The sequence below is a fragment of the Limnoglobus roseus genome, from assembly GCF_008254045.1.
Taxonomy (GTDB): domain Bacteria; phylum Planctomycetota; class Planctomycetia; order Gemmatales; family Gemmataceae; genus Limnoglobus; species Limnoglobus roseus.
In genome coordinates this window covers 4,288,286-4,305,940 of record NZ_CP042425.1, presented here as the reverse complement: position 1 = coordinate 4,305,940, position 17,655 = coordinate 4,288,286, and the positions used below count along the sequence as shown (strand labels likewise).

At 65.7% G+C, this 17,655-nt stretch carries 23 protein-coding genes; 10 read left to right on the top strand and 13 right to left on the bottom strand.

The window, feature by feature from the left end; translation table 11 throughout:
• The first annotated feature begins 64 nt into the window (after window positions 1–64).
• The 6 genes from PX52LOC_RS17925 (at window position 65) to PX52LOC_RS17900 (ending at window position 6,510) form a co-directional block, all read left to right on the top strand.
• Window positions 65–556 (top strand): DinB family protein, encoded by a 492-nt coding sequence (locus tag PX52LOC_RS17925; protein WP_149111389.1) that lies wholly within the window; start codon window positions 65–67, stop codon window positions 554–556.
• 167 nt (window positions 557–723) lie between these two features.
• A complete protein-coding gene (tnpC, locus tag PX52LOC_RS17920; protein WP_149111388.1) occupies window positions 724–2,100 on the top strand; it encodes an IS66 family transposase in 1,377 nt (458 codons plus the stop codon).
• 573 nt (window positions 2,101–2,673) lie between these two features.
• Window positions 2,674–2,916, top strand: a complete 243-nt coding sequence (locus PX52LOC_RS17915) for a hypothetical protein (RefSeq protein ID WP_149111387.1) — start codon at window positions 2,674–2,676, stop codon at window positions 2,914–2,916.
• 177 nt (window positions 2,917–3,093) lie between these two features.
• Window positions 3,094–3,699 (top strand): leucine-rich repeat domain-containing protein, encoded by a 606-nt coding sequence (locus tag PX52LOC_RS17910; RefSeq protein ID WP_149111386.1) that lies wholly within the window; start codon window positions 3,094–3,096, stop codon window positions 3,697–3,699.
• 155 nt (window positions 3,700–3,854) lie between these two features.
• Complete coding sequence (locus PX52LOC_RS17905; protein WP_149111385.1) at window positions 3,855–4,313, top strand: hypothetical protein; 459 nt, start codon at window positions 3,855–3,857, stop codon at window positions 4,311–4,313.
• A 679-nt stretch (window positions 4,314–4,992) separates the two neighbouring features.
• Entirely contained in the window at window positions 4,993–6,510 is a 1,518-nt protein-coding gene (locus PX52LOC_RS17900) for a hypothetical protein (protein ID WP_149111384.1), read from the top strand.
• Window positions 6,511–6,615: 105 nt separating this feature from the next.
• Here the strand turns inward: PX52LOC_RS17900 and tnpC (PX52LOC_RS17895) are convergent, their stop codons facing one another.
• The 3 genes from tnpC (PX52LOC_RS17895) to tnpA are packed head-to-tail and all read right to left on the bottom strand — an operon-like array spanning window position 6,616 to window position 8,881.
• Entirely contained in the window at window positions 6,616–8,118 is a 1,503-nt protein-coding gene (tnpC, locus tag PX52LOC_RS17895) for an IS66 family transposase (RefSeq protein WP_149111383.1), read from the bottom strand.
• A 59-nt stretch (window positions 8,119–8,177) separates the two neighbouring features.
• Window positions 8,178–8,537: an IS66 family insertion sequence element accessory protein TnpB gene (gene tnpB / locus PX52LOC_RS17890; RefSeq protein ID WP_149111382.1), complete on the bottom strand. Its 360-nt coding sequence runs from the start codon at window positions 8,535–8,537 to the stop codon at window positions 8,178–8,180.
• Complete coding sequence (tnpA, locus tag PX52LOC_RS17885) at window positions 8,531–8,881, bottom strand: IS66 family insertion sequence element accessory protein TnpA (RefSeq protein ID WP_149111381.1); 351 nt, start codon at window positions 8,879–8,881, stop codon at window positions 8,531–8,533. Before tnpA ends, tnpB begins: the two co-directional genes overlap by 7 nt.
• Before the next feature lie 41 nt (window positions 8,882–8,922).
• Here tnpA and PX52LOC_RS17880 point away from each other — a divergent pair, with 41 nt between their 5' ends.
• Window positions 8,923–9,132 carry a hypothetical protein gene (locus PX52LOC_RS17880; RefSeq protein WP_149111380.1) on the top strand — a complete coding sequence of 70 codons (210 nt, stop codon included), beginning with the start codon at window positions 8,923–8,925 and terminating at the stop codon, window positions 9,130–9,132.
• A gap of 145 nt (window positions 9,133–9,277) precedes the next feature.
• Here the strand turns inward: PX52LOC_RS17880 and PX52LOC_RS17875 are convergent, their stop codons facing one another.
• Window positions 9,278–9,619 (bottom strand): ester cyclase, encoded by a 342-nt coding sequence (locus PX52LOC_RS17875; RefSeq protein WP_218575392.1) that lies wholly within the window; start codon window positions 9,617–9,619, stop codon window positions 9,278–9,280.
• Window positions 9,620–9,714: 95 nt separating this feature from the next.
• Entirely contained in the window at window positions 9,715–10,197 is a 483-nt protein-coding gene (locus tag PX52LOC_RS17870) for a DinB family protein (protein ID WP_149111379.1), read from the bottom strand.
• Window positions 10,198–10,258: 61 nt separating this feature from the next.
• On the opposite strand from PX52LOC_RS17870, the gene PX52LOC_RS17865 reads away from it, so the two are divergent.
• Window positions 10,259–10,555 carry a thioredoxin family protein gene (locus PX52LOC_RS17865; RefSeq protein WP_149111378.1) on the top strand — a complete coding sequence of 99 codons (297 nt, stop codon included), beginning with the start codon at window positions 10,259–10,261 and terminating at the stop codon, window positions 10,553–10,555.
• 89 nt (window positions 10,556–10,644) lie between these two features.
• Window positions 10,645–10,815: a hypothetical protein gene (locus tag PX52LOC_RS40650; protein WP_168219069.1), complete on the top strand. Its 171-nt coding sequence runs from the start codon at window positions 10,645–10,647 to the stop codon at window positions 10,813–10,815.
• Here the strand turns inward: PX52LOC_RS40650 and PX52LOC_RS17860 are convergent, their stop codons facing one another.
• From PX52LOC_RS17860 to PX52LOC_RS17835, 6 genes are all read right to left on the bottom strand, one after another.
• Window positions 10,816–11,304 (bottom strand): flagellar basal body-associated FliL family protein, encoded by a 489-nt coding sequence (locus tag PX52LOC_RS17860; protein ID WP_168219068.1) that lies wholly within the window; start codon window positions 11,302–11,304, stop codon window positions 10,816–10,818.
• Between the two features lie 98 nt (window positions 11,305–11,402).
• The gene (locus PX52LOC_RS17855) at window positions 11,403–12,086 is read right to left on the bottom strand and encodes a hypothetical protein (RefSeq protein WP_149111376.1); all 684 of its coding nucleotides are present in this window, start codon (window positions 12,084–12,086) and stop codon (window positions 11,403–11,405) included.
• A 322-nt stretch (window positions 12,087–12,408) separates the two neighbouring features.
• The gene (locus PX52LOC_RS17850) at window positions 12,409–12,696 is read right to left on the bottom strand and encodes a UBP-type zinc finger domain-containing protein (protein WP_149111375.1); all 288 of its coding nucleotides are present in this window, start codon (window positions 12,694–12,696) and stop codon (window positions 12,409–12,411) included.
• Between the two features lie 45 nt (window positions 12,697–12,741).
• Entirely contained in the window at window positions 12,742–13,725 is a 984-nt protein-coding gene (locus PX52LOC_RS17845) for a magnesium transporter (protein ID WP_149111374.1), read from the bottom strand.
• Window positions 13,726–13,800: 75 nt separating this feature from the next.
• A complete protein-coding gene (locus PX52LOC_RS17840; protein WP_149111373.1) occupies window positions 13,801–14,136 on the bottom strand; it encodes a hypothetical protein in 336 nt (111 codons plus the stop codon).
• Between the two features lie 22 nt (window positions 14,137–14,158).
• A complete protein-coding gene (locus tag PX52LOC_RS17835; RefSeq protein ID WP_149111372.1) occupies window positions 14,159–14,698 on the bottom strand; it encodes a DUF1643 domain-containing protein in 540 nt (179 codons plus the stop codon).
• A 333-nt stretch (window positions 14,699–15,031) separates the two neighbouring features.
• Between PX52LOC_RS17835 and PX52LOC_RS17830 the strand changes: the two genes are divergently transcribed.
• Window positions 15,032–16,186, top strand: a complete 1,155-nt coding sequence (locus PX52LOC_RS17830) for a mechanosensitive ion channel family protein (protein ID WP_168219067.1) — start codon at window positions 15,032–15,034, stop codon at window positions 16,184–16,186.
• A gap of 175 nt (window positions 16,187–16,361) precedes the next feature.
• Here PX52LOC_RS17830 and PX52LOC_RS17825 read toward each other — a convergent pair whose 3' ends face one another.
• A complete protein-coding gene (locus tag PX52LOC_RS17825) occupies window positions 16,362–16,586 on the bottom strand; it encodes a hypothetical protein (RefSeq protein ID WP_149111370.1) in 225 nt (74 codons plus the stop codon).
• 140 nt (window positions 16,587–16,726) lie between these two features.
• The gene (locus PX52LOC_RS17820) at window positions 16,727–17,518 is read right to left on the bottom strand and encodes an AraC family transcriptional regulator (protein WP_149111369.1); all 792 of its coding nucleotides are present in this window, start codon (window positions 17,516–17,518) and stop codon (window positions 16,727–16,729) included.
• Window positions 17,519–17,655: the final 137 nt, after the last annotated feature.

Genomic DNA, 17,655 nt, shown 5'->3' with positions numbered 1-17,655 from the left:
GATTGCGTCGGCGTCGATCGGCGCTATGATGCCCCGACGTCTCGAGATCATAGAGGGCTGGTGAATGTCGACCGATCCACAACAAAAGCTCCGCGACCATCTGCTCGAACTGCTGCACGGCGGGTCCGCTCACCTGACGTTCGAGAAGGCGACAGAGGGCATCCCGCCCGCGCTTCGCGGCGCCAAGGCCTCCCCCATCCCGCACACCCCCTGGCGGTTGCTCGAACATCTGCGGATCGCGCAGTGGGACATCGTGGAATTTTCCGTAAACCCTGAGCACAAGTCCCCCGTGTGGCCGGACGGGTACTGGCCAGATGGGGATGCGCCGCCCGACGAGGCGGCGTGGGGCCGGGCGATCACCCATTATCACGCGGACGCCGCACGCATGGAGGCGTTGGTGTCGGACCCGAAGACGGACCTGTTCGCCAAACTCGAACACGGGTACGGGCAGACGGTCCTTCGGGAGGCGATGCTGGTCGCCGACCACGCGAACTATCACCTCGGGCAACTCGTCGTCGTTCGCCGATTGCTCGGGTGCTGGTCGGACGAGAAGTGATGCGAACGGAAAACCCTCGCGTCTTCGAACGCGAGGGTTGCGGATCATTTACTGTCCGGTCTCTTACTCCGATGCCTTCTTCTTCGCCGGGCGCTTCTGTCAGGTACTTGATTAGCGCCCTCGGGCGGTGAGTGGTGGTTTCCCACCCCTGCGACTACGATACGCGCATGGACGAGCCGGTGTGTCCCGGTTGCCGGGAACTCTCCAAGCAGGTCGCCGAACTCACGGCCCAGGTCGCCGAACTGACCCGGAAGCTGGAGGAGGCAACACGCGCCGGTAAGCGCCAAGCCGCCCCGTTCCGCAAGGGGCCGCCCAAGCCCGACCCGAAGACGCCGGGCCGCAAGTCGGGCGACGCCCACGGCACTCATCGCCACCGCCCCTCGCCAACCGAACCGATTGCCGAGCGCCACGACGCCAACCTCCCCGATGCGTGCCCGCACTGCCGGGGCCGCATCGTCGAGACGGGCACTGCCGACCAGTTCCAGACCGACATCCCGCGCGCCCCACTGGTCCGCAAGTTCAGCGTCCATATCGGGCACTGCGAGTCGTGCGGCAAGCGTACCCAGGGCCGGCACCCGCTCCAGACCTCCGACGCGCTGGGCGCTGCGGCCAGCCAGATCGGCCCCGACGCGCAGGCCGCTGCCACGCTCCTGCACACCCAGATGGGATTGTCGCACGGCAAGGTCGCGTCGATCTTCCAGACCCTGTTCGGCATCACGCTGACTCGCGGAGCCAGCGCCCAGATCGGCCTGCGGGCCGCGACCCGGCTGGAGCCCGACTACCGGCTCATCCTCGACGAGGTGCGGTCGTCCGAGCAAATCGCGGCCGACGAGACGGGGTGGCGGATCGGAGGGCAACCGGCCTGGCTTCACGCTTGGGTCGGTGACCGGGCCACCGCCTACGCCATCGACTCAAAGCGCAGTGCCGACCCCTTGGAGCGGGTGATCGGGCGGAACTGGTCGGGCGTCCTGAGCCACGACGGGTTCGCCTCCTACGAGCGGTTCGAGGACGCGATCCACCAGCAGTGCGTGGCCCACGTACTCCGCCGCGCCCGGGAGCGGCTGGCGGGTGCCACCCGCGGAGCCGTGCGGTTCCCGCGACAGGTGATCGGACTGTTCACCGAGGCGATCCACTGGCGCAACGAGTACGTGCCGGGCGCGTGGTCCGACGACCAACGCGACGCGCATCGGGTATCGTTCGACGACCGCCTGCTGGAGTTGGTGAGCCGACCGCGGGCCGTGCCCGAGTACGCGACCTTGGCGAAGCACTTGCGGAACCACTTCGAGCAGTGGTTCGCGTTCGTGTTCGACCCGCGGATCGAGCCCACCAACTGGCAGGCCGAGCAGGCCATCCGCCCGGCGGTGGTGAATCGGAAGGTGTGGGGCGGCAACCGGACGGACTCGGGCGCGCGAGCGCAGGGGGTGCTGATGTCCGTGTTCGAGACGTGTCGCCGCCGAGCCCGTTCGGTGGTGGATCACGTCGGTCAGACGCTGGGCTGGTTCGGCAATCGGCTCCTGCCACGTCCTCTCCTGCTCGCGCGATGAATGACTACCGGTACAGGGGAAGATCAGCGCGCGACTACGGGAGAGAGGGTGATGAAAGCTAGGGGATAAGCTCGGAGAAAATGCCGACGGGGACAACCGATGACCGAAGCGGAATGGCGGACCTCCGGCGACGCCTCGGCGATGTTGAGGAGCCTGCCCCAACCGGTTTCGGGACGGCGGTGCCTTCTTGCCGTTTGCGGTTATGGGAGGCGGATCGAACAGTACGTCCCACACGCTTCGGTCGTATTACATCTCGCCGAGTGCGAGCGCGGGGCCGATGGGCTTACAACAATCGACAACTCGAATGAGGCCATGCACGATCGCATCGACTCGGTAGCCGCGCCTTTCCCCCGAGACAGCTCTCAGCGCCGAATCAGCGTCTCGCTTCTGGAGTGCCTGTTCGTCGCGCAACTCGAGCGCCCTTACATCCACACCGGGTCGTACCAAGTACTTCGCACCTCGGTCGTGAATCTCATGCGGATCGACCCGGGCAACGATCGAAGCGGGCCGGAACGCCATTCGGACGAATGGCGAGCGCATTGGGAACACGAGCGCAACGCGCAAGCAGATATTGTGCGAGACATCTTCGGGAACCCGTTCCGCCCGGTGGCGTTCGCCGCGGCGTGGCTCACCGACACCGCGGTCGCTATCGCGCAGGGGATGTACGAGTCACGTGACTTCGCGGCGATGCCGATTCTGGCCGACGCCCTTCAAGACGCCGGGTGCGACAACGAGGACATCCTGAACCACTGCCGCGGGCCGGGGCCGCACGTCAGGGGGTGCTGGGTGACGGACGCAGTGCTCAACAAAGAGTGATCGGCGACTATCGGATTAATGGTCCGGTGATCGAGCTGCGACAGAGTTCAACGCGCTAAACAAGTACGTGAAGCTCGGCACGTTCAAGACAGCCCCGACGGTGGTCAGAATTTGTGACCCGTGCCAGTTCGTCTTCGGCGTCGGGAAATAATCCGCTCGTACAGGGGAGGGTCTACGATGGGCGCCACGATTGCACTCCTGACTTGCCTGATCGCCCACGACCCTACCGAAGCGGAAGCCGTAACCGCCCTCGAAAGACTGGGGGCAAGGATCAACGGTGCCGACGGACCGCTCGCCGCGAGCCGACCGATTCGGGGCGTGCTGTTCCCGAAGAAGGGGTGCGACGTCAAGGATGCCGACCTCGCCCACTTGAAGGCGATACCGACCCTGGAGTACGTTTACATCATCGGCCAGAAGCAGGTCACCGGGGACGGCCTGAAGTACCTCGCGGGGCTGAAGAAGCTCGACACGATCGACCTGGATGGTACGCCGGTCGAGGGCAAGCACCTGGCCCACGTCAAGGACATGAAACAGCTTCTCAAGCTCGGGCTGTGGCGGACGGCCGTCGACGACGCGGGGATGGCCCACCTCAAAGGACTCACGAGCCTGGAGCACCTGTATCTCGACAAAACGCTGGTCGGCGACAAGGGGATCGAAGCCCTTGGTCAGCACGCCTCGCTCTGCGACGTGAGTTGTGAGGGAAGTAAGGTCACGGATGTCGGGACCGCGTTCATGAAGAAGAACTTCCCGCGTTACGGCCTGCCGGCTCTACACGGGGATTGACGGACGGCCGGGGCAGCTGAAGCCCCGCAGCGCACTGGACGGAATGCCGCCCGAATCTTTTCACCGAACGCGAGAACCCCGTGGAGGAATACGCCGTTATCCCTTGCGATCCACCTTGGCCCAGGGGCGAGGCACGCATTCACGGCCGTGAGAAGATGATCGCCCGACCGGAACCCTGGCCGGAGGTCCTGACCCGTCCCTGGCCGGACGGCGTGGCGGGCCTGCCGTGGCTCCCCTGGTTGATGGGCCACAAGCGCCTGACGTCGCAAAGCCGCCTCGTCGTCCGCAAAGAGGATGGTCGCCCGGTTCTCTACCTGCACGAACGCCTGCCGATCTTCCGGCAGACGGTCGGGATCTTCAACGCCGACGACGTGCGGGTCGGGTACTGCGGAGGCGGGTTCAAGGGCGGGGCCGGCATCAACGTATCGGACACGGCCCACAAGGTGATCGGCACGCTCATGGGCGACAACTCGTCCCTGCGACTCGTCGGGGACAAAAGTCTCGGCGAGATCAAGCGAACGAAGAGGGGCTTCGCCGTCACTTGTGAGCGCCCTGACGCTAGCCATTATCTCCTCGCCGTGACGTTGGTGCTGATGCTTTGGGGTAGGACGTGAACCGCTGATGGTGCTTTCGATGAAGGCACTCACTGCCACGCCCCGAGGCGATCACCACATCGATTTTGCCGCTGTCGAGGTTTGAGGTCTTCGGCGACGAGCTTTTAAACTCTCGCGGATCAAGGCAATTCGGCGAATCACCCCTTCTCACCAAATGACGTTTCCTGTTTGGCATGCTCGCTGCAGTTCACCGTTCGTCGAGCAATACTGAGCAAAGTGTTTGAGAGGAGGGGAGAGGCCTCTCGGGCATACGGCTCGGTCAGCACGGCGCGAAACTACCACCGGTGTTCGGGCAGTTGGGAGAGGCTGTCCGGTCACCGGTGGTTTTTTCATTTGCAGTTCGATGGTCACAGCTCGGTGTCAGTTCGGCGAAATCCCTTCAGGTGGGTCGTGAGAATCTAACGTGACCTTTATCCGCGGGAGTGGTGAGGACTTACATCGGCATGCAGTCCTGCCCCCTCCCACGTCCACCGCTACTGGTTAGCAACCGACGACAACGGCCACGAGTGCGACGAGTACCCCACGGGCGTGCCGACTGGGGCATCGGATCGGCATGTCGGTGGCTCCGTTCGGATCGGGAGGGTACGATAAACGGGAGCCGGAAGCCGCGTACCGTCGGGTTTATTCTCTTCGACGGGGGCGGCCCATTCGGTCATCGGTCCCTTTCCGGGAGATTCGCATGGTGCCCATCTCTACCTTGGTCGCGTCCTTCTCGATCATGCTGTTTGCCCTCGCGACGAGGGCCGAGAAACCGACAGTCCGGTTGGGAACGGTCCCCAATCTTCGTCCTGCCCCGCGGCCGGCGGTCGGCCCGCAGCAGGTCGCGAAGATCAAGGGGTTGATCGCCAAGTTCGCTGAACTGAAGGACGCCGACTTCGGCCTATCGCCCACGCTCACCGGTGAGTCGTTCACCCCGCTCCCGCAACTCACCCGCGCGCACATGCTGCTGCTGACCGACCACAAACTCCGGCCCTCGACCACGCTCAAGGAACTCGTGGAGATCGGCCCGGACGCGATTCCGTTACTGCTTGAATCGCTCGACGCCAGCGCGGCCACGAAGATCGTGGTGCGGCACGACGGCAATTTCGGAATCATGTCGTTCGCCCGCGAACTGTACCGGAATCCGGTCAACGCCCGCGAGACCGAGGCGCGCAAGTGGCAACCGGCCGACCCGGTGGCTGAGTTCTTGGCCGAGGGGTCCGAGGACAAGCCGCAAACGTCCTACACGGTGACGGTGGGCGACGCCTGCTTCGTCGCCCTCGGCCAGATCGTCGGCCGGCCGTATCACGCGGTCCGCTACCAGCCGACGGCGTGCATCGTCCTCAACAGCGTCACCAACGACCGAAAGTTCGCCGCCGAGGTGCGGGCGATCTGGCAGTCGGACGACGCGGCCGGCACGCTGTTTCAGTCGTTGCTGACCGACTACGCCACCGACGGCATCTTCAACGGCAAGTCGCTGGACGGGTGGGGCCGCGGGTCGGACTTCCAAACCCAAGCGGCGACGCGGTTGCTCTACTACTTCCCCAAAGAGTCGGCCCGCCTGGTGGCCGACCGCCTCGACGCCCTGGACGTGGGCAAGGGGAAGGACGTGGACGATTACATGCGGCGGGCCGTGGCGAACCGCGTCCGGACCGAGCACTTCATCCCGGCCGTCGCGTGGTCGAAGGAACCCCTCGTCCGGGCGGCCCTCACGCGGGTGTTTCAGCGGACCGAAGACCGCCGCATCATGCTCGCGGCCGTGCCGGGTGTGGACGACACACAAATCATCCGGGACAAGTTCGAGCCGCTCATTCGGGCCGAGCCGGCCGACGCCAACAGCCCATACGGCACCGGGCACGACATCCTGATCGCCCTCGGCCGGTACACCCCGAAGACGGCCCGGGCGGTGTACGAGGAGTACGTGCGGGATGCCGCTGCGTGGAGGTGCATCTCCCTGTGCCTCGTGCTGCGGACGGTGAAGCCGGCTTGGGACCGCGATCTGCTGGTCCCGATGCTTCAGGACACCCGGGCTCTCCACGAGTGGAAGTACCAGGTCAGTCCCGCTCGGTCGGAGCGGAGGGAGTACGCCCGCGTGTGCGACGAGGCCGCGCTGACGTTGAGCCGGAATCACCCGGAGTTCGCGTTCACGCTCGAAGGCGGTCACGACGAGTTAGACCGACAGATCGCCGCCATCCGCGAAAAGCTGAAGGTGAAGTAGTGCACTGCCGGCGACACCGTGTCGAAGACTCTTTCGATAACCAGGCACGCCGCCACATGTGCATTCGGCGAAGTTCAGGCAGTGCGTTGAACGGAGTGGATCGGGTCACGTCGCCTTGGCGGGTAGCAGCGTGGCGAGTCGGTCAAGGGGCGTCGTCGGCAGGATCGTCAGGGTGTCATGGAACCAGGTCCACGGGTTCACGCCGAACGCCGCGCACGTCGCCGTGAAGCTGGCCAGCGTGGCCAGGGTCCGGCCGCCGCGGTCGCTCCCGAAAAAGAGCCAGTTCTTGCGGCCGATGGCGAACGGCTTCACGGCCCGCTCGGCGGCGTTGTTGTCGATCGCCAGGTCCCCGTCCCGGACGTAAGCGGTGAGGGCGCCCCATTGATTCGTGACGTAGGTGATCGCATCGGCGATCGGCGTCTTCGGGACCGCGGTCGCCCGCTGGCGGTCGAGCCACTCCTTCATCCCCCTCAGCCGCGGCCCGGACTCCCGCTCCCGCATCGCGGCTCTGGCCGGCGGGTCGAGGCCCTTCGCGGCGTGCTCGACGGCGTAGAGCGCCTTGATGCCGGCTACCGCCTCGTGCGCCACCGCCGGGCTGGTCTTCTCGGCCTCGACGAACTTGCGGCGGGCGTGCGCCCAGCACCCGACCTCGACGACGGTGCCCTTCGAGCGGCGGAACAGCTCGTCGTAGCCGGCGTAGGCGTCGCACTGCAAGTAGCCTTGAAAGCCCCGCAGGAACTGGAGCGGCCCGTCGCGGCAGCGATCCTCCGTGGCGTCGTAGACCACGCCGGCCTTCGAGACGTACGCCCAGAGGCGGCCGGTACGGCAGTGCTCGCGGGCCGGGTCACGGACCGGGATCGGCGTGTCGTCCGTGTGCACGATCGGCTCCGCCAGCACCCGCGCCTTCAGGATCGCGTAGAGCGGCGCCAGCACGCCGGCGGCCTCGGCCAGCCAGCCGCAGAGCGTCGATCGGGCCAAGTTGTACCCCTGCCGGGCGTACCGCTTCTCCTGCCGGTAGAGCGGAAGGTGGTCGACGAGCTTCGAGACGATAACGTCGGCGACGAGGCCGGGGGCCGCCGAGCACTTCGGCAGCGCTTCCGGCGGCAACTCGGCGACGCGGATGAGGTCGGGCCGGTCGTCGAAGCGGACGGCGTACTTCGGCCGCACGGTTCGGCGGACGAATAGGCTCGCCGGCGTGAAGTCGAGCCGTTCCGAAGTTTCCTCGCCGATTCGCACCCACGTGCCGCCGACGGAGAGTTTCTCCGCTTCGGGGATGTCGATGACGACCGTCTCCCGGGGCAGGTTCGCGGGCAGCGGCCGGCGACCGTGGCCGGACGGCGTCCGCGACGCGGACGAGGGTTTCGGGGGCAGTTCGACGGGCGGGGGCGGGTCAGCCGGCGGGTCGCCGAAGAGCGTGCCCTGGTTCGAGTGCACCGTGTCGGCCCGGGGGCCGTGGAGCCGTTTGAGGAGTTGGTCGAGGCGGTGCTCGAGTTGAGCGATGCGATCCTGCTGGGCGTGATTGGCGGCGAGCAGTTCGCGGACCAGGCCGTGCAAGACGGCCACGTCCGCGGGTAAGGTCGGTTCGGGGATGGCAGGGCCGTCCGGCATGACCCTTCGACGCGCGGGGGCGTCGAAGGGTTGCACGATCCGCCGTGACCGGGGGAAATTTATCCAGCCGGCGGCGTCGGCCGCGTGTACCGCATCCGCCGCTTGGCGTTCAGGGCGACGCCGCCGAGGATGAGGGCCAGGTCGGTCGCGGTGATGGCGACGCCGATCGCCGGGCCGATCACCTTGGGGAACTCGAACGCCCCCTTGGCCAGCCGCTTCTGCCAGAGGGCGAACCCGTCGCCATCCCAGTAGAGGATCTTGAGGCGGTCGCCCGCCCGGTTGCGGAACACGAACCAAGATCCCGACAGCGGGTCGCCGTGCAGGTGTTCCCGGACGCGGGCGGCGAGCGTGTCGAACGACTTCCGCATGTCGGTCGGTTCCAGGCCAAGGAAGATCGTCGCGGCGGCGAGGTTTAGCACGGCGTCTCTCCCGCGAGGGCGGCGAGGGCCTGGAAGAGTTCGCGGAGCGTGGCCGCGTCCGCGCCGGGCACGGTCACGACGTGGCCCGAGGGGCAGCGGACCTCGATGGAGTGGACCGGGTCCGACTCCGCCGCCACGACCGTCACCGGCACGAACGCCGGCGGCGCGGTTAGCGGTGCGGCGGCGGCCCGCCGCCGGAGTTCGCGGCGCCAGTGGTGGAACGTCGTCTCGGTCAGTTGGCGCCGCTCACAGAACGCGCGGACGGTGAGGCCGCTGGACCGCCAGGCGGCGATGGCGTCGCGCCAGAATTGTTCACGGGCCGGGTCGCGTTGGGTCTTCGCCATGAGTCGGGACTCCTCGAATGAAAGGAATCCACGAGGCTACCATGACCATCAAGAAGGGAGTTCGCCGAACGGACACACAGCTCGTCGAGATTCCTCCGCCACGCCCCGTGGATACCAACAACCGCTACTTCCGTGTCCAGACTGAACGCTTTCATGATCTCGTGGTGCAGGTCCTGGCCGGTCATGTCCCCGCTCAACACCGTCTCTCGGCCCGGCGTCCGGCACAGTTCGTCATCGGGGGCGAGTTCTAATTCCTCGGCCGTGGGGATGCCTTCCTTGAAGTGCTGGATCGTCGATCGGTAGACGATGATGCGCAGCCGTGGCCAGACGGCGGTGAGTAACGCCTTGGCTTCTCGATACGTCATGCCGCTCGACAGGATGGTATTGCTGGGGATGTCATTCCACCGCGATGCCGAGTTGCAGGAACCAGCCGGCTCGGTCCCAGTAGCCGCGCTGGAAGCGGATCTGGTCGTCGACGATGTGGAAGAACCCGCACCCGCGGAGTTGGAACGTCTTCCCGTTCGGCGGCCTCCCGGCGAACTCGCCCTGCCATGTCGCCCCGCCGGACCACTCGATCATCACCCACTCGCCGTCCTGGTGCATGGCCTCCAGGGTGGTGGTGCTGTCCGGGAAGGCGGTGAAGAACCCTCGGGCGTCGCGGATGATGGCGTCGCGACCGACGACTGGATCGCCGGCGGCCACCTGGTGGTTCGTCGCCTCCGGGTGATAGAGGGGCACAGGGCGTCCGCGTCCCGCCGGTTGAACGCGTCCGCCCACGCCAGCATCACGTCTTTGGCCGCCATCATTCACTCCAGGGACCCCGCGCGACACCCTCACGGTGTTGCGTCGATAGTCGGCGGGACGCCGAGTGCATGGCGCTTGGCCCGCACGAACTTCAAGTGGTGTTCGAGGTGATCGACGGCCTTGCGGACCAACTGCTCCAGCGTCTGCTCCCCAACTTTGTTGTGTACGCCGGTCCGTGCCCACGCTTCCGGTGGCTGGGTCCGGAGGATGCGGGCCATCTGCTGGCGGATCATCCCGATCAGTTCGGCGTCATCCGCGGCGTCCCGGCTCTGGTAGGCCAAGGTTTCGGCGTGGCGGCTGGGGTCGGCGAACAGCAGCGGTGGGCGGTCCTCGGACAGAACCCGCTTCATCCGCTCGGCGAACAGGGCCTCGGAGTCGGCGAGGTGGCACACGATCTCCTGGATGCTCCACGTGCCGGCGACGGGGTACGCCTTGAGTTGCTCCGGTGCCAGCCCGGTGATCGCTTGTTGCACGGCCCCGGCCCCGGCCAGGTAGGCGTCGATGAGTTCCATGTCCTGCCCTCGTTACCCAAGAGGGTTAGAATACCGATGGCATCGCCCGAGGGGAGACACGATGGAATCGACGCGAGAGGAAGTGGACCGCATGCCCGGCCCGGTGGTGCTGGAGTTCGGGGCCGAGTGGTGCCCGCACTGCCAGGCGATTCAGTCGGACATGCCCCGCATGCTGGCGCAACACCCTGGGGTGCAGCATGTCCGGATCGAGGATGGCAAGGGCAAGCTGCTCGGGCGGTCGTTCCGGGTGAAGCTGTGGCCGACGCTGGTGTTCCTGCGAGAGGGGCAGGTGGTAAGCCAGCTCGTACGGCCGTCGGCGGATGAGATCAGCAAATCATTCGCGGAGCTGACGGGATGAGCGAAGCCGTTCCCCCGCAAACACCCGATCAGCCTCTGTCGGACGCTTAGAAGTCCGCGGAGTTCCGCAAGGACGCCGGCCGCGTCTTCGTGATCGCGGTGTTGGCCCTACTGCTCACGGCGGTCACTCTGGCCGTCGGCGGCTGGTTCATCGGCCACTGGTGGGGGTTGGCGATCAGCGTGGTCCTCGGGGTGCTGCTCCTCGGCGTCGGGCTGACCGCGGCGACGATGCTCTACGCCATGACGCAGGACTGGGCGTGACTACTGGATCAAGTATTCCTCGAAAAGGATGGCCTTCACAGGGTTCTGCTTTGCCTTGGGAGCCAGGATCTCTCCGAACTGCTTCTGAATCTCCCCTTTCAGTCGTTCCACGCCCGCCGTTCCGCCCACGTCCTTCACGGTCTTGCCGCTCAAATGGCTAATGGCCCAGCTCTTCATAGCGGCCTTGTTCTTCTCGACCAACCGCGACAGCTCTTTGAACGCCGTTTCATCCACCTCGATGGTGATTTTGACCCGCAGGTAGCCTGTCATGCGTTCTTCCGCCAGGTTCACGGTGACGTCGCCGAACGGGATCGTGTCGGAATCCGGTTCGGCCAACTTCTTCTCGATGATGGCGCGACGGGTTTCGAGGTCCGCAACTTTGGCTCTCAACGCGTCTTCGCCTGAGGGCTTGGCCGGTGGGTCGGACCTGGCGGGGATCGGGGTGACCGAGAAGGTCAGGACAACGGCCAGGCCGGCGAGGAGGAGCATTCGCATGTGAAACCTCGGGGACGGGGTGAGACTCCACCTGTCATCTAGCACGGGTTCGTTCGCGTGGCGGTGAGATTGTGCGTGCATTTCTCGCACCGTCACTTGGGGGCGTCGATCTCGATGCTGACCTTTTGAAGGAATGCGATCATGGCCTTCAACTCCTTGGACTTCTCCGGCGCCGGGTTGGTGTCGCGAATCCATGCCTCGAGTGACCGCTGCTCGTCGCCCAAGCGGGCCTGGATCCACCGGTACATCACGTCCCCGCCGGTGCCGATCCCAACCACCTCCGCCTTCAGCTTCTCGGCCTTCTCGCCCGTCGGCGTGCCGTTGATGAGTTCCTCGACCTTGAGGACGGCGCGGCCGAATTGCTGGGCCTTCTTGTCCGTGTACGGCGGCTCGGGGGTCATCCGGAAGCTGGACGCGGCGGCGGCCGGGGCGAACGACTGGTCCCGCTTGTTCAGGAAGGCGGGGTACACCTCGCCGGCCTCAAGGACGGGGGGCCGGGTCGGGCCGGCCCGGCGGACGGTCGGGAGCGAGTAGGCAATGGTGACGGTGTCGCCCTTCTTCAGCTTGGCCTTCGACCGCTCGACGCCCAACACCTTCGCCTCGACGGTCACCTCTTTGGCCTTCTCCCCGTCGATCGTCTTCATGACCGTAACTTGGATCGTCACGGCCTTCTCGGCCTCGGTGCGACAGCGATCATCCTCCCCCGGCCCCTGCTCGGCGTGGGCAGCGGGGGCAAGGAATAGGGCGGCCAACATCGCGAGAAGTCGAGCGAGCATGGGAATCTCCTGTGCGGGCTCCGGTTATGGATACGCTCGCATCCGGAGGTCGGTCAGGGCGTGAGTGACCTGATTCTGGCGACGATCACTGATCTGATCTTCCGCTGTACTAGAAGCCAGTAACGGACGGTACGGGTCGAGACAAGCAGCGAGTCCGAAGGCATCTTCCACACATCACACGGATCACACGGATGCACACAGTTCACAATCTCGTTGCGCGGCATGGCGACTCGGTCATCACGGCGATCGAGGTGGTGAAGGGCGATGATAAGAAGCGTGGCTAGAGGGTCTGCCGATCCTTGCCGGAGCAGCGATTCTGCCTTCATCGAAGGAACGGTTCGGCCCCCGCGGGGAGGTCCACTTCCGCCTCGTCGATGAAGCACCAGGCCCAGCGCTCGCCGGCCTCGAACGAGGCAATGATCGGGTGGTGCGTTTTGCGGGCGTGTCGGCTGGCGTGCTTGCCGGGCGAACTGTCGCAGCAGCCGACGTGGCCGCAACTCAGGCACAATCGGAGATGAACCCAATCAGATCCCGTGCGGAGGCACTCTTCACAGCCGTCCGGCGTGCGCGGGGGGATGAGTTCGAGGCCGACTTCGTGACCGCACAGCATGTTCACTCTCCCCAGGAGGTTGCTGACGGCATTGTAGCCTCTACTTCACCCGAGCAGCCACCTGCCGAGGTTGAAGTACAGCAGCAGGGTGACCATGTCGGCAGCGGCCAGGGCGATCGGCCCGCTGGCCACCTGCGGGTCACGGCGGAACAGCCGAAGTAGGAACGGTAGTGCGATGCCGACAGCGGCGGATGCGGCCACCCCGCCGGTGATGCCGACGCACAAGCACAGACCGCCGCGGAAGCTGCCCTTCCAGAAGAACGCCACCAGCCCGACGATCAGCCCGCACACGGCTCCCAGAAGCAGTCCGACCAGCAACTCGCGGCCGACCTTGCGGCCCATCGCTGTCCACGTCGGCCGCCGGCCGTGCAGGGTCTGGAGGGCGAGGCTCACGGACTGGATGGCCACCCCCTCGGCCATGCCCGTCACCAGGGCGATGAAGGGTGTTACAAGGGCGAGGGTGGCCACGTCCTCGTAGGCGTCGGCGATGACGGCCGCGATCATCCCGCCGACCACGTTGCACAACAGCCACGGGAAACGCTTGCGGGCGGCGAGCACCGTCCGCCGCTGCTCGGCCTCGGTCAAGTACACGCCCACGAGTTGGAACAGGTCGTCGCTCTCCTGCCGCCGCTCCAAGTCGGCAAGCTCGTCCGTATACAGATCGACATCCACCAACCCGACCAGTTTGCGGTCGGCGTCTACCACGGGGAAGGCGAGGAGCTTGTGCAGGGTGAAGAACTCGCAAGCGTCGAGGACGGTGGCCGAAGCCGGGACGGCCACAACCGGGGCGATCATTACCTCGGCGATCGGAGCGTCCGGCTTGGCCCGGAGGATGCGGCGGGTGGGCACGACGCCGACGAGCCGGTCAGTCTCGTCCACGACGTAGAAGTAAACGACGCGGCCGCCGATCTCGTGGTCGCGGATGTACTCAAGAGCTTTACCCACGGACGAACCGGCCGGGATGCGGGTGGGGTCGGTCCGCATGTGGGCGGTGACAGGGTTGCCGAGGATGTGGCGTGCGGTGGTCATGGTGACAGGATAGGGACGAACGCTTTGCGTCTCCCGGAGGATGAAAGTGGTCATCGCTTGGGGCGGAAAGTCAGGCTATCCGGCGTCCGGCAAACCCTCCAACCACTCGCGGTACGGCGTGTTGACGGCCATGTGCCGGTTGTAGTCCGGCGAGCCGTCGGTCCACCACACCGGGCCGCGCTCGCCGAGCCCACGCTTGGCGGCGTCCACCTTCTGGCGGGCCTTTTTCCGATCTTCGGCCGAGGTGCCGGCGTCACGACGGAGTGCTGAACGTGCCTTCGACAGTGCGGCGACCAGCTTCTTCCGCTCCGCTTCGGGAAGGTCGGGGTTTGTCGTCCGCCAGAGCCGTCCGCGCACGACGAAGTACCGGCCGTCCAGCGTCACGGGATAGTTCTTCGGTCTCGTCGGCATACCGCACCACGAATGCGCTGAGCTACTTGAATATGGGAGCGTTGGCGGCAACTCTTGTACCGGCCCCGAAGGGGATCAGCTCGGCTTGAGATGACAGGTAAAGTGGGCGCCGTGGATGCCCGTGCTTCGTCAGGCCCAATGACAACGGCGACACGCCGAGGGCGGACAGCCAGTCGAGGACTACCCGGTCCTGGGCCAGGTGTTCGCCGTGGACGCCCCAGCCGCAAACGACCACTCCGTCAGCCATGCTGTCGGTGAGCGTCCGCTCGAACCAATCCCGGTTCTCTGGGCGAACAGGCTCTTCGGCTCGCTTCAGGTCAGCCGGATCGGTGGCCCGGAAGGCAAACAGGTTCAACACCGCAAGACGGCCACAACCCCACCTTCGTGCAAAGCCTATGCAACGACGGATGGTAGGGTCGTCAGTCGTGGCGTCTGCAGTCGAAGGATTCAGCATGACGAACACGGCAGTCCGCGTGCCGGGTCCGACCTGGCGAGTGAGGACATAGCGGTAGCGGCCGCAGGCCGAGATGATGGCGTCGGCTTCGAGCGGGAGTGCGCTCATGCTGCTGCCCCCCTCTTTCGGTCCAGGTATCGTTCCACCAGCTAAGGGGTGAATCTGGGCGGGTGCTACAATCGGTCGTTCGCACTGCCGGCACCGCCTTAATGCAGGGGCACTCGAAAGAGCTGTTCGACGAGCGAGTCTCAGAACGCCTTTAATCTCCACTTCGGCACGCCAATCCCGGTTGTGCCGGCTCAAACCTTGAAGGAATTCCGGTCGCACCTGTACCAATTTCGGTTGGTGACTGAGGCTCTACAGATCACCGCCGGAGGCTGTTGTGGCACATCCGTTGCATTTCCCATTCGAACGTCTGTTTCGTGCCATGGAGGAATGGTTGTGACTGGTTCTGTCTTCGCCTTTTCGCTCATCGACCCGGCCGCCGCGTGGCTCGGGGGGCCGGAAGTCCTCGACGTGACGCTCGGCCGGTGGTTTGGACTGCTCGTGGCGTGTGCGGTCGGCCTTCTGCTCGGGTGGCTGAGCGCGGTGCCGGCGCAACTGGTCCTCCGGCGGGTCAAGGCCCGCGTTCCCGAAGTGGTGTGGCCGGAGGGGTTCGAGCGGGGGCTGACGACGCCGATCGGGCTGCTCGTCGCGACAGTAACGGTGCGGGTGGCCGTGAACGTGTTGACCTTCCCCGAACCGCCGGCCGGTACCATCAGCAAGGCCTGCGACATCGTACTCATCGCGACGGCCGCTCTGTTCGTCGTCCGCATCCTCATGGTGGTCCGCGAGTACCTGCGGGCGTCGCTCACCCGCGGCGTGGTGGACGGCAGCCGGGCGCGGTCCATCACCACCCGCGTGACGGTTCCCATTCGTATCGTCCAGTTCCTCACTTGGGTGGCGTGCGCGGCCTTAATCTGCTTGCAGTTCCAGGCCGTGCAAAACCTGGGCGTGAGCATCCTCGCCTCGGCCGGGGTGGCCGGCGTCGTCCTCGGGCTGGCCGCCCAGAAGACGGTCGGGAACGTGTTCGCCGGGCTGCAACTGGCGTTCGCCGAGCAAATCCGCATCGGGGATACGGTGGTGGCGGAGGGCGAGTTCGGGGAGGTCGAGGAGATCGGGCTGACTTACGTCAGCCTGAAGTCGTGGGACAAGCACCGGCTCGTGCTGCCGGTGAGCTACTTCGTTGAGAAGCCGTTTCAGAACTGGACGAAGGGGTCGCCGGCCGTCCTCGGCACAGTGCTCATCTACACCGACTTCACGGTGCCGGTGCAGGAGCTGCGGGCGGAGTTCGAACGCATCCTGGGGGGCACGGGGTACTTCGACGGTAAGTCGAAGGCGCTGGACGTGACGAACCTGACGGCCGACAAGGTGGAATTGCGGGCGTTGATGAGCGCCGCCGACAGCGGCGACCTGTGGAAGTTGCAGTGCCTGGTGCGGGAGAACCTGCTGACGTGGCTGCAGACGCGGGGACAGCAGTACATCCCAATTCGTCGCGTCGGGTCGGTGGCCGGGCGGGAGCCCGGAACGGCCAACGGCGTTCTGCACGCTGGGTGATCTGAGTATTGGTGGTGCGGCTGGGTTGCTGCTCGCTGCGATCCCGTCGTCGTCGGTCGCGTTCGGTCCGGCCGTCACGAAAGCTGCGGCCGGGCCGAACGCGACCAGAGGCGGAGGGGTGGCGGGCGATCCTTGAGCCGGAGGGAGTGGCGGGTGGCTGGTCTGCCTTCGGTGGCTACCGGTCACGCCCATGTTGAATGTTGCCGTCGATCTGGTCCTTCATCTCGCGGAACTTGTGCTTGCAGAAGGCTTCGGGGGTGGGCCGGCTCATGTCGCGGAACAGGCTCACCGTGGCGGCCAGGCCCATCATGATGACGCTGCCGACGCCGACGTATTGGAGGATGGCCTGCATGCGCTCGCTGTTGCAGTTGCGGGACCAGTTCGGCCAGGAGTACGGCACGGTCAAGGACTTCAAGCGGGAGTTCCGCGAGCATGATCGTGTTACTAACATTGGGCTTCATTGCCCGTACCCGGCGGAAAGTGGTACTAATTGCCGTTTCGGTCAAGCACTTCGTGTAACCCCAGCAATCGCGACCAACCTCAACTCGTCCGCCCCGCCATGTAGCGCCCCGGCGAGGTGCCCAGCGCCTTCCGGAACATCGTCACAAAGCTTCCGACGCTCTCGTATCCGAGTTCGCCGGCAACCTGTTGGACGGACGCCCCCTCCGCCATTCGCTGGATCGCGAGGATGACGCCGAGTTGTTGCCGCCAGCGACCGAAGCTCATGCCCGTCTCGGCGACGACGAGGCGCGCGAAGGTGCGCTCGCTCATCGCGTGCCGCTTGGCCCAACCCGCGAGCGTCTTTCGATCGGACGGCGAATCCGTGATGCTCTCGAAGACGGCGCGCAAGCGGCGGTCCTTTGGCATCCGTAAGTGGAGGTGGCCCACCTCGGCGATCGCGATCTCTTCGAGCAGCAGCGACGCCACTCGCGATTCCATCCCCCCGTCGGCAAGGTCCAGTGGATACTGCGCGGTGCGGACGATGAGTTCCCGCAGCAGCGGCGTGGCGTTGATCGTGCAGCACGCGGCCGGAAGGTTCCGTGCGGCCGAAGGTTCGACGAATGCGTTGTAGCCCTCGACGTCGCCCGCCATCGTGATGCGATGTTCAATGCCCGGTGGAACCCAAACGGCGGCCTGCGGCGGGACGATCCAGATGGTGCCGTCCGCCTCGCACGTCAGGACGCCGGACACCGCCATCACGCACTGGGCCTTCCGATGGCGGTGGAACCCCGTGTCGAACACACGGGTGACCATTTTCAGGCCCACCGTCACGACGTCGCGCGAGATGGCGTCGATGTCCAACTTGACCGTGCGGCTTTTGAGGATTGGCATTCCGACTCCAGAAGAGGCTGGCAGGATTTGCGAATATCTTGGCCCAATTCCGCATTGCGGTCAATCGGGCACTCCTTTATCAACAGTTCATCGACGCGAGACGCCTCACTTCACGGCTGGTACGCATCGGAAATCTT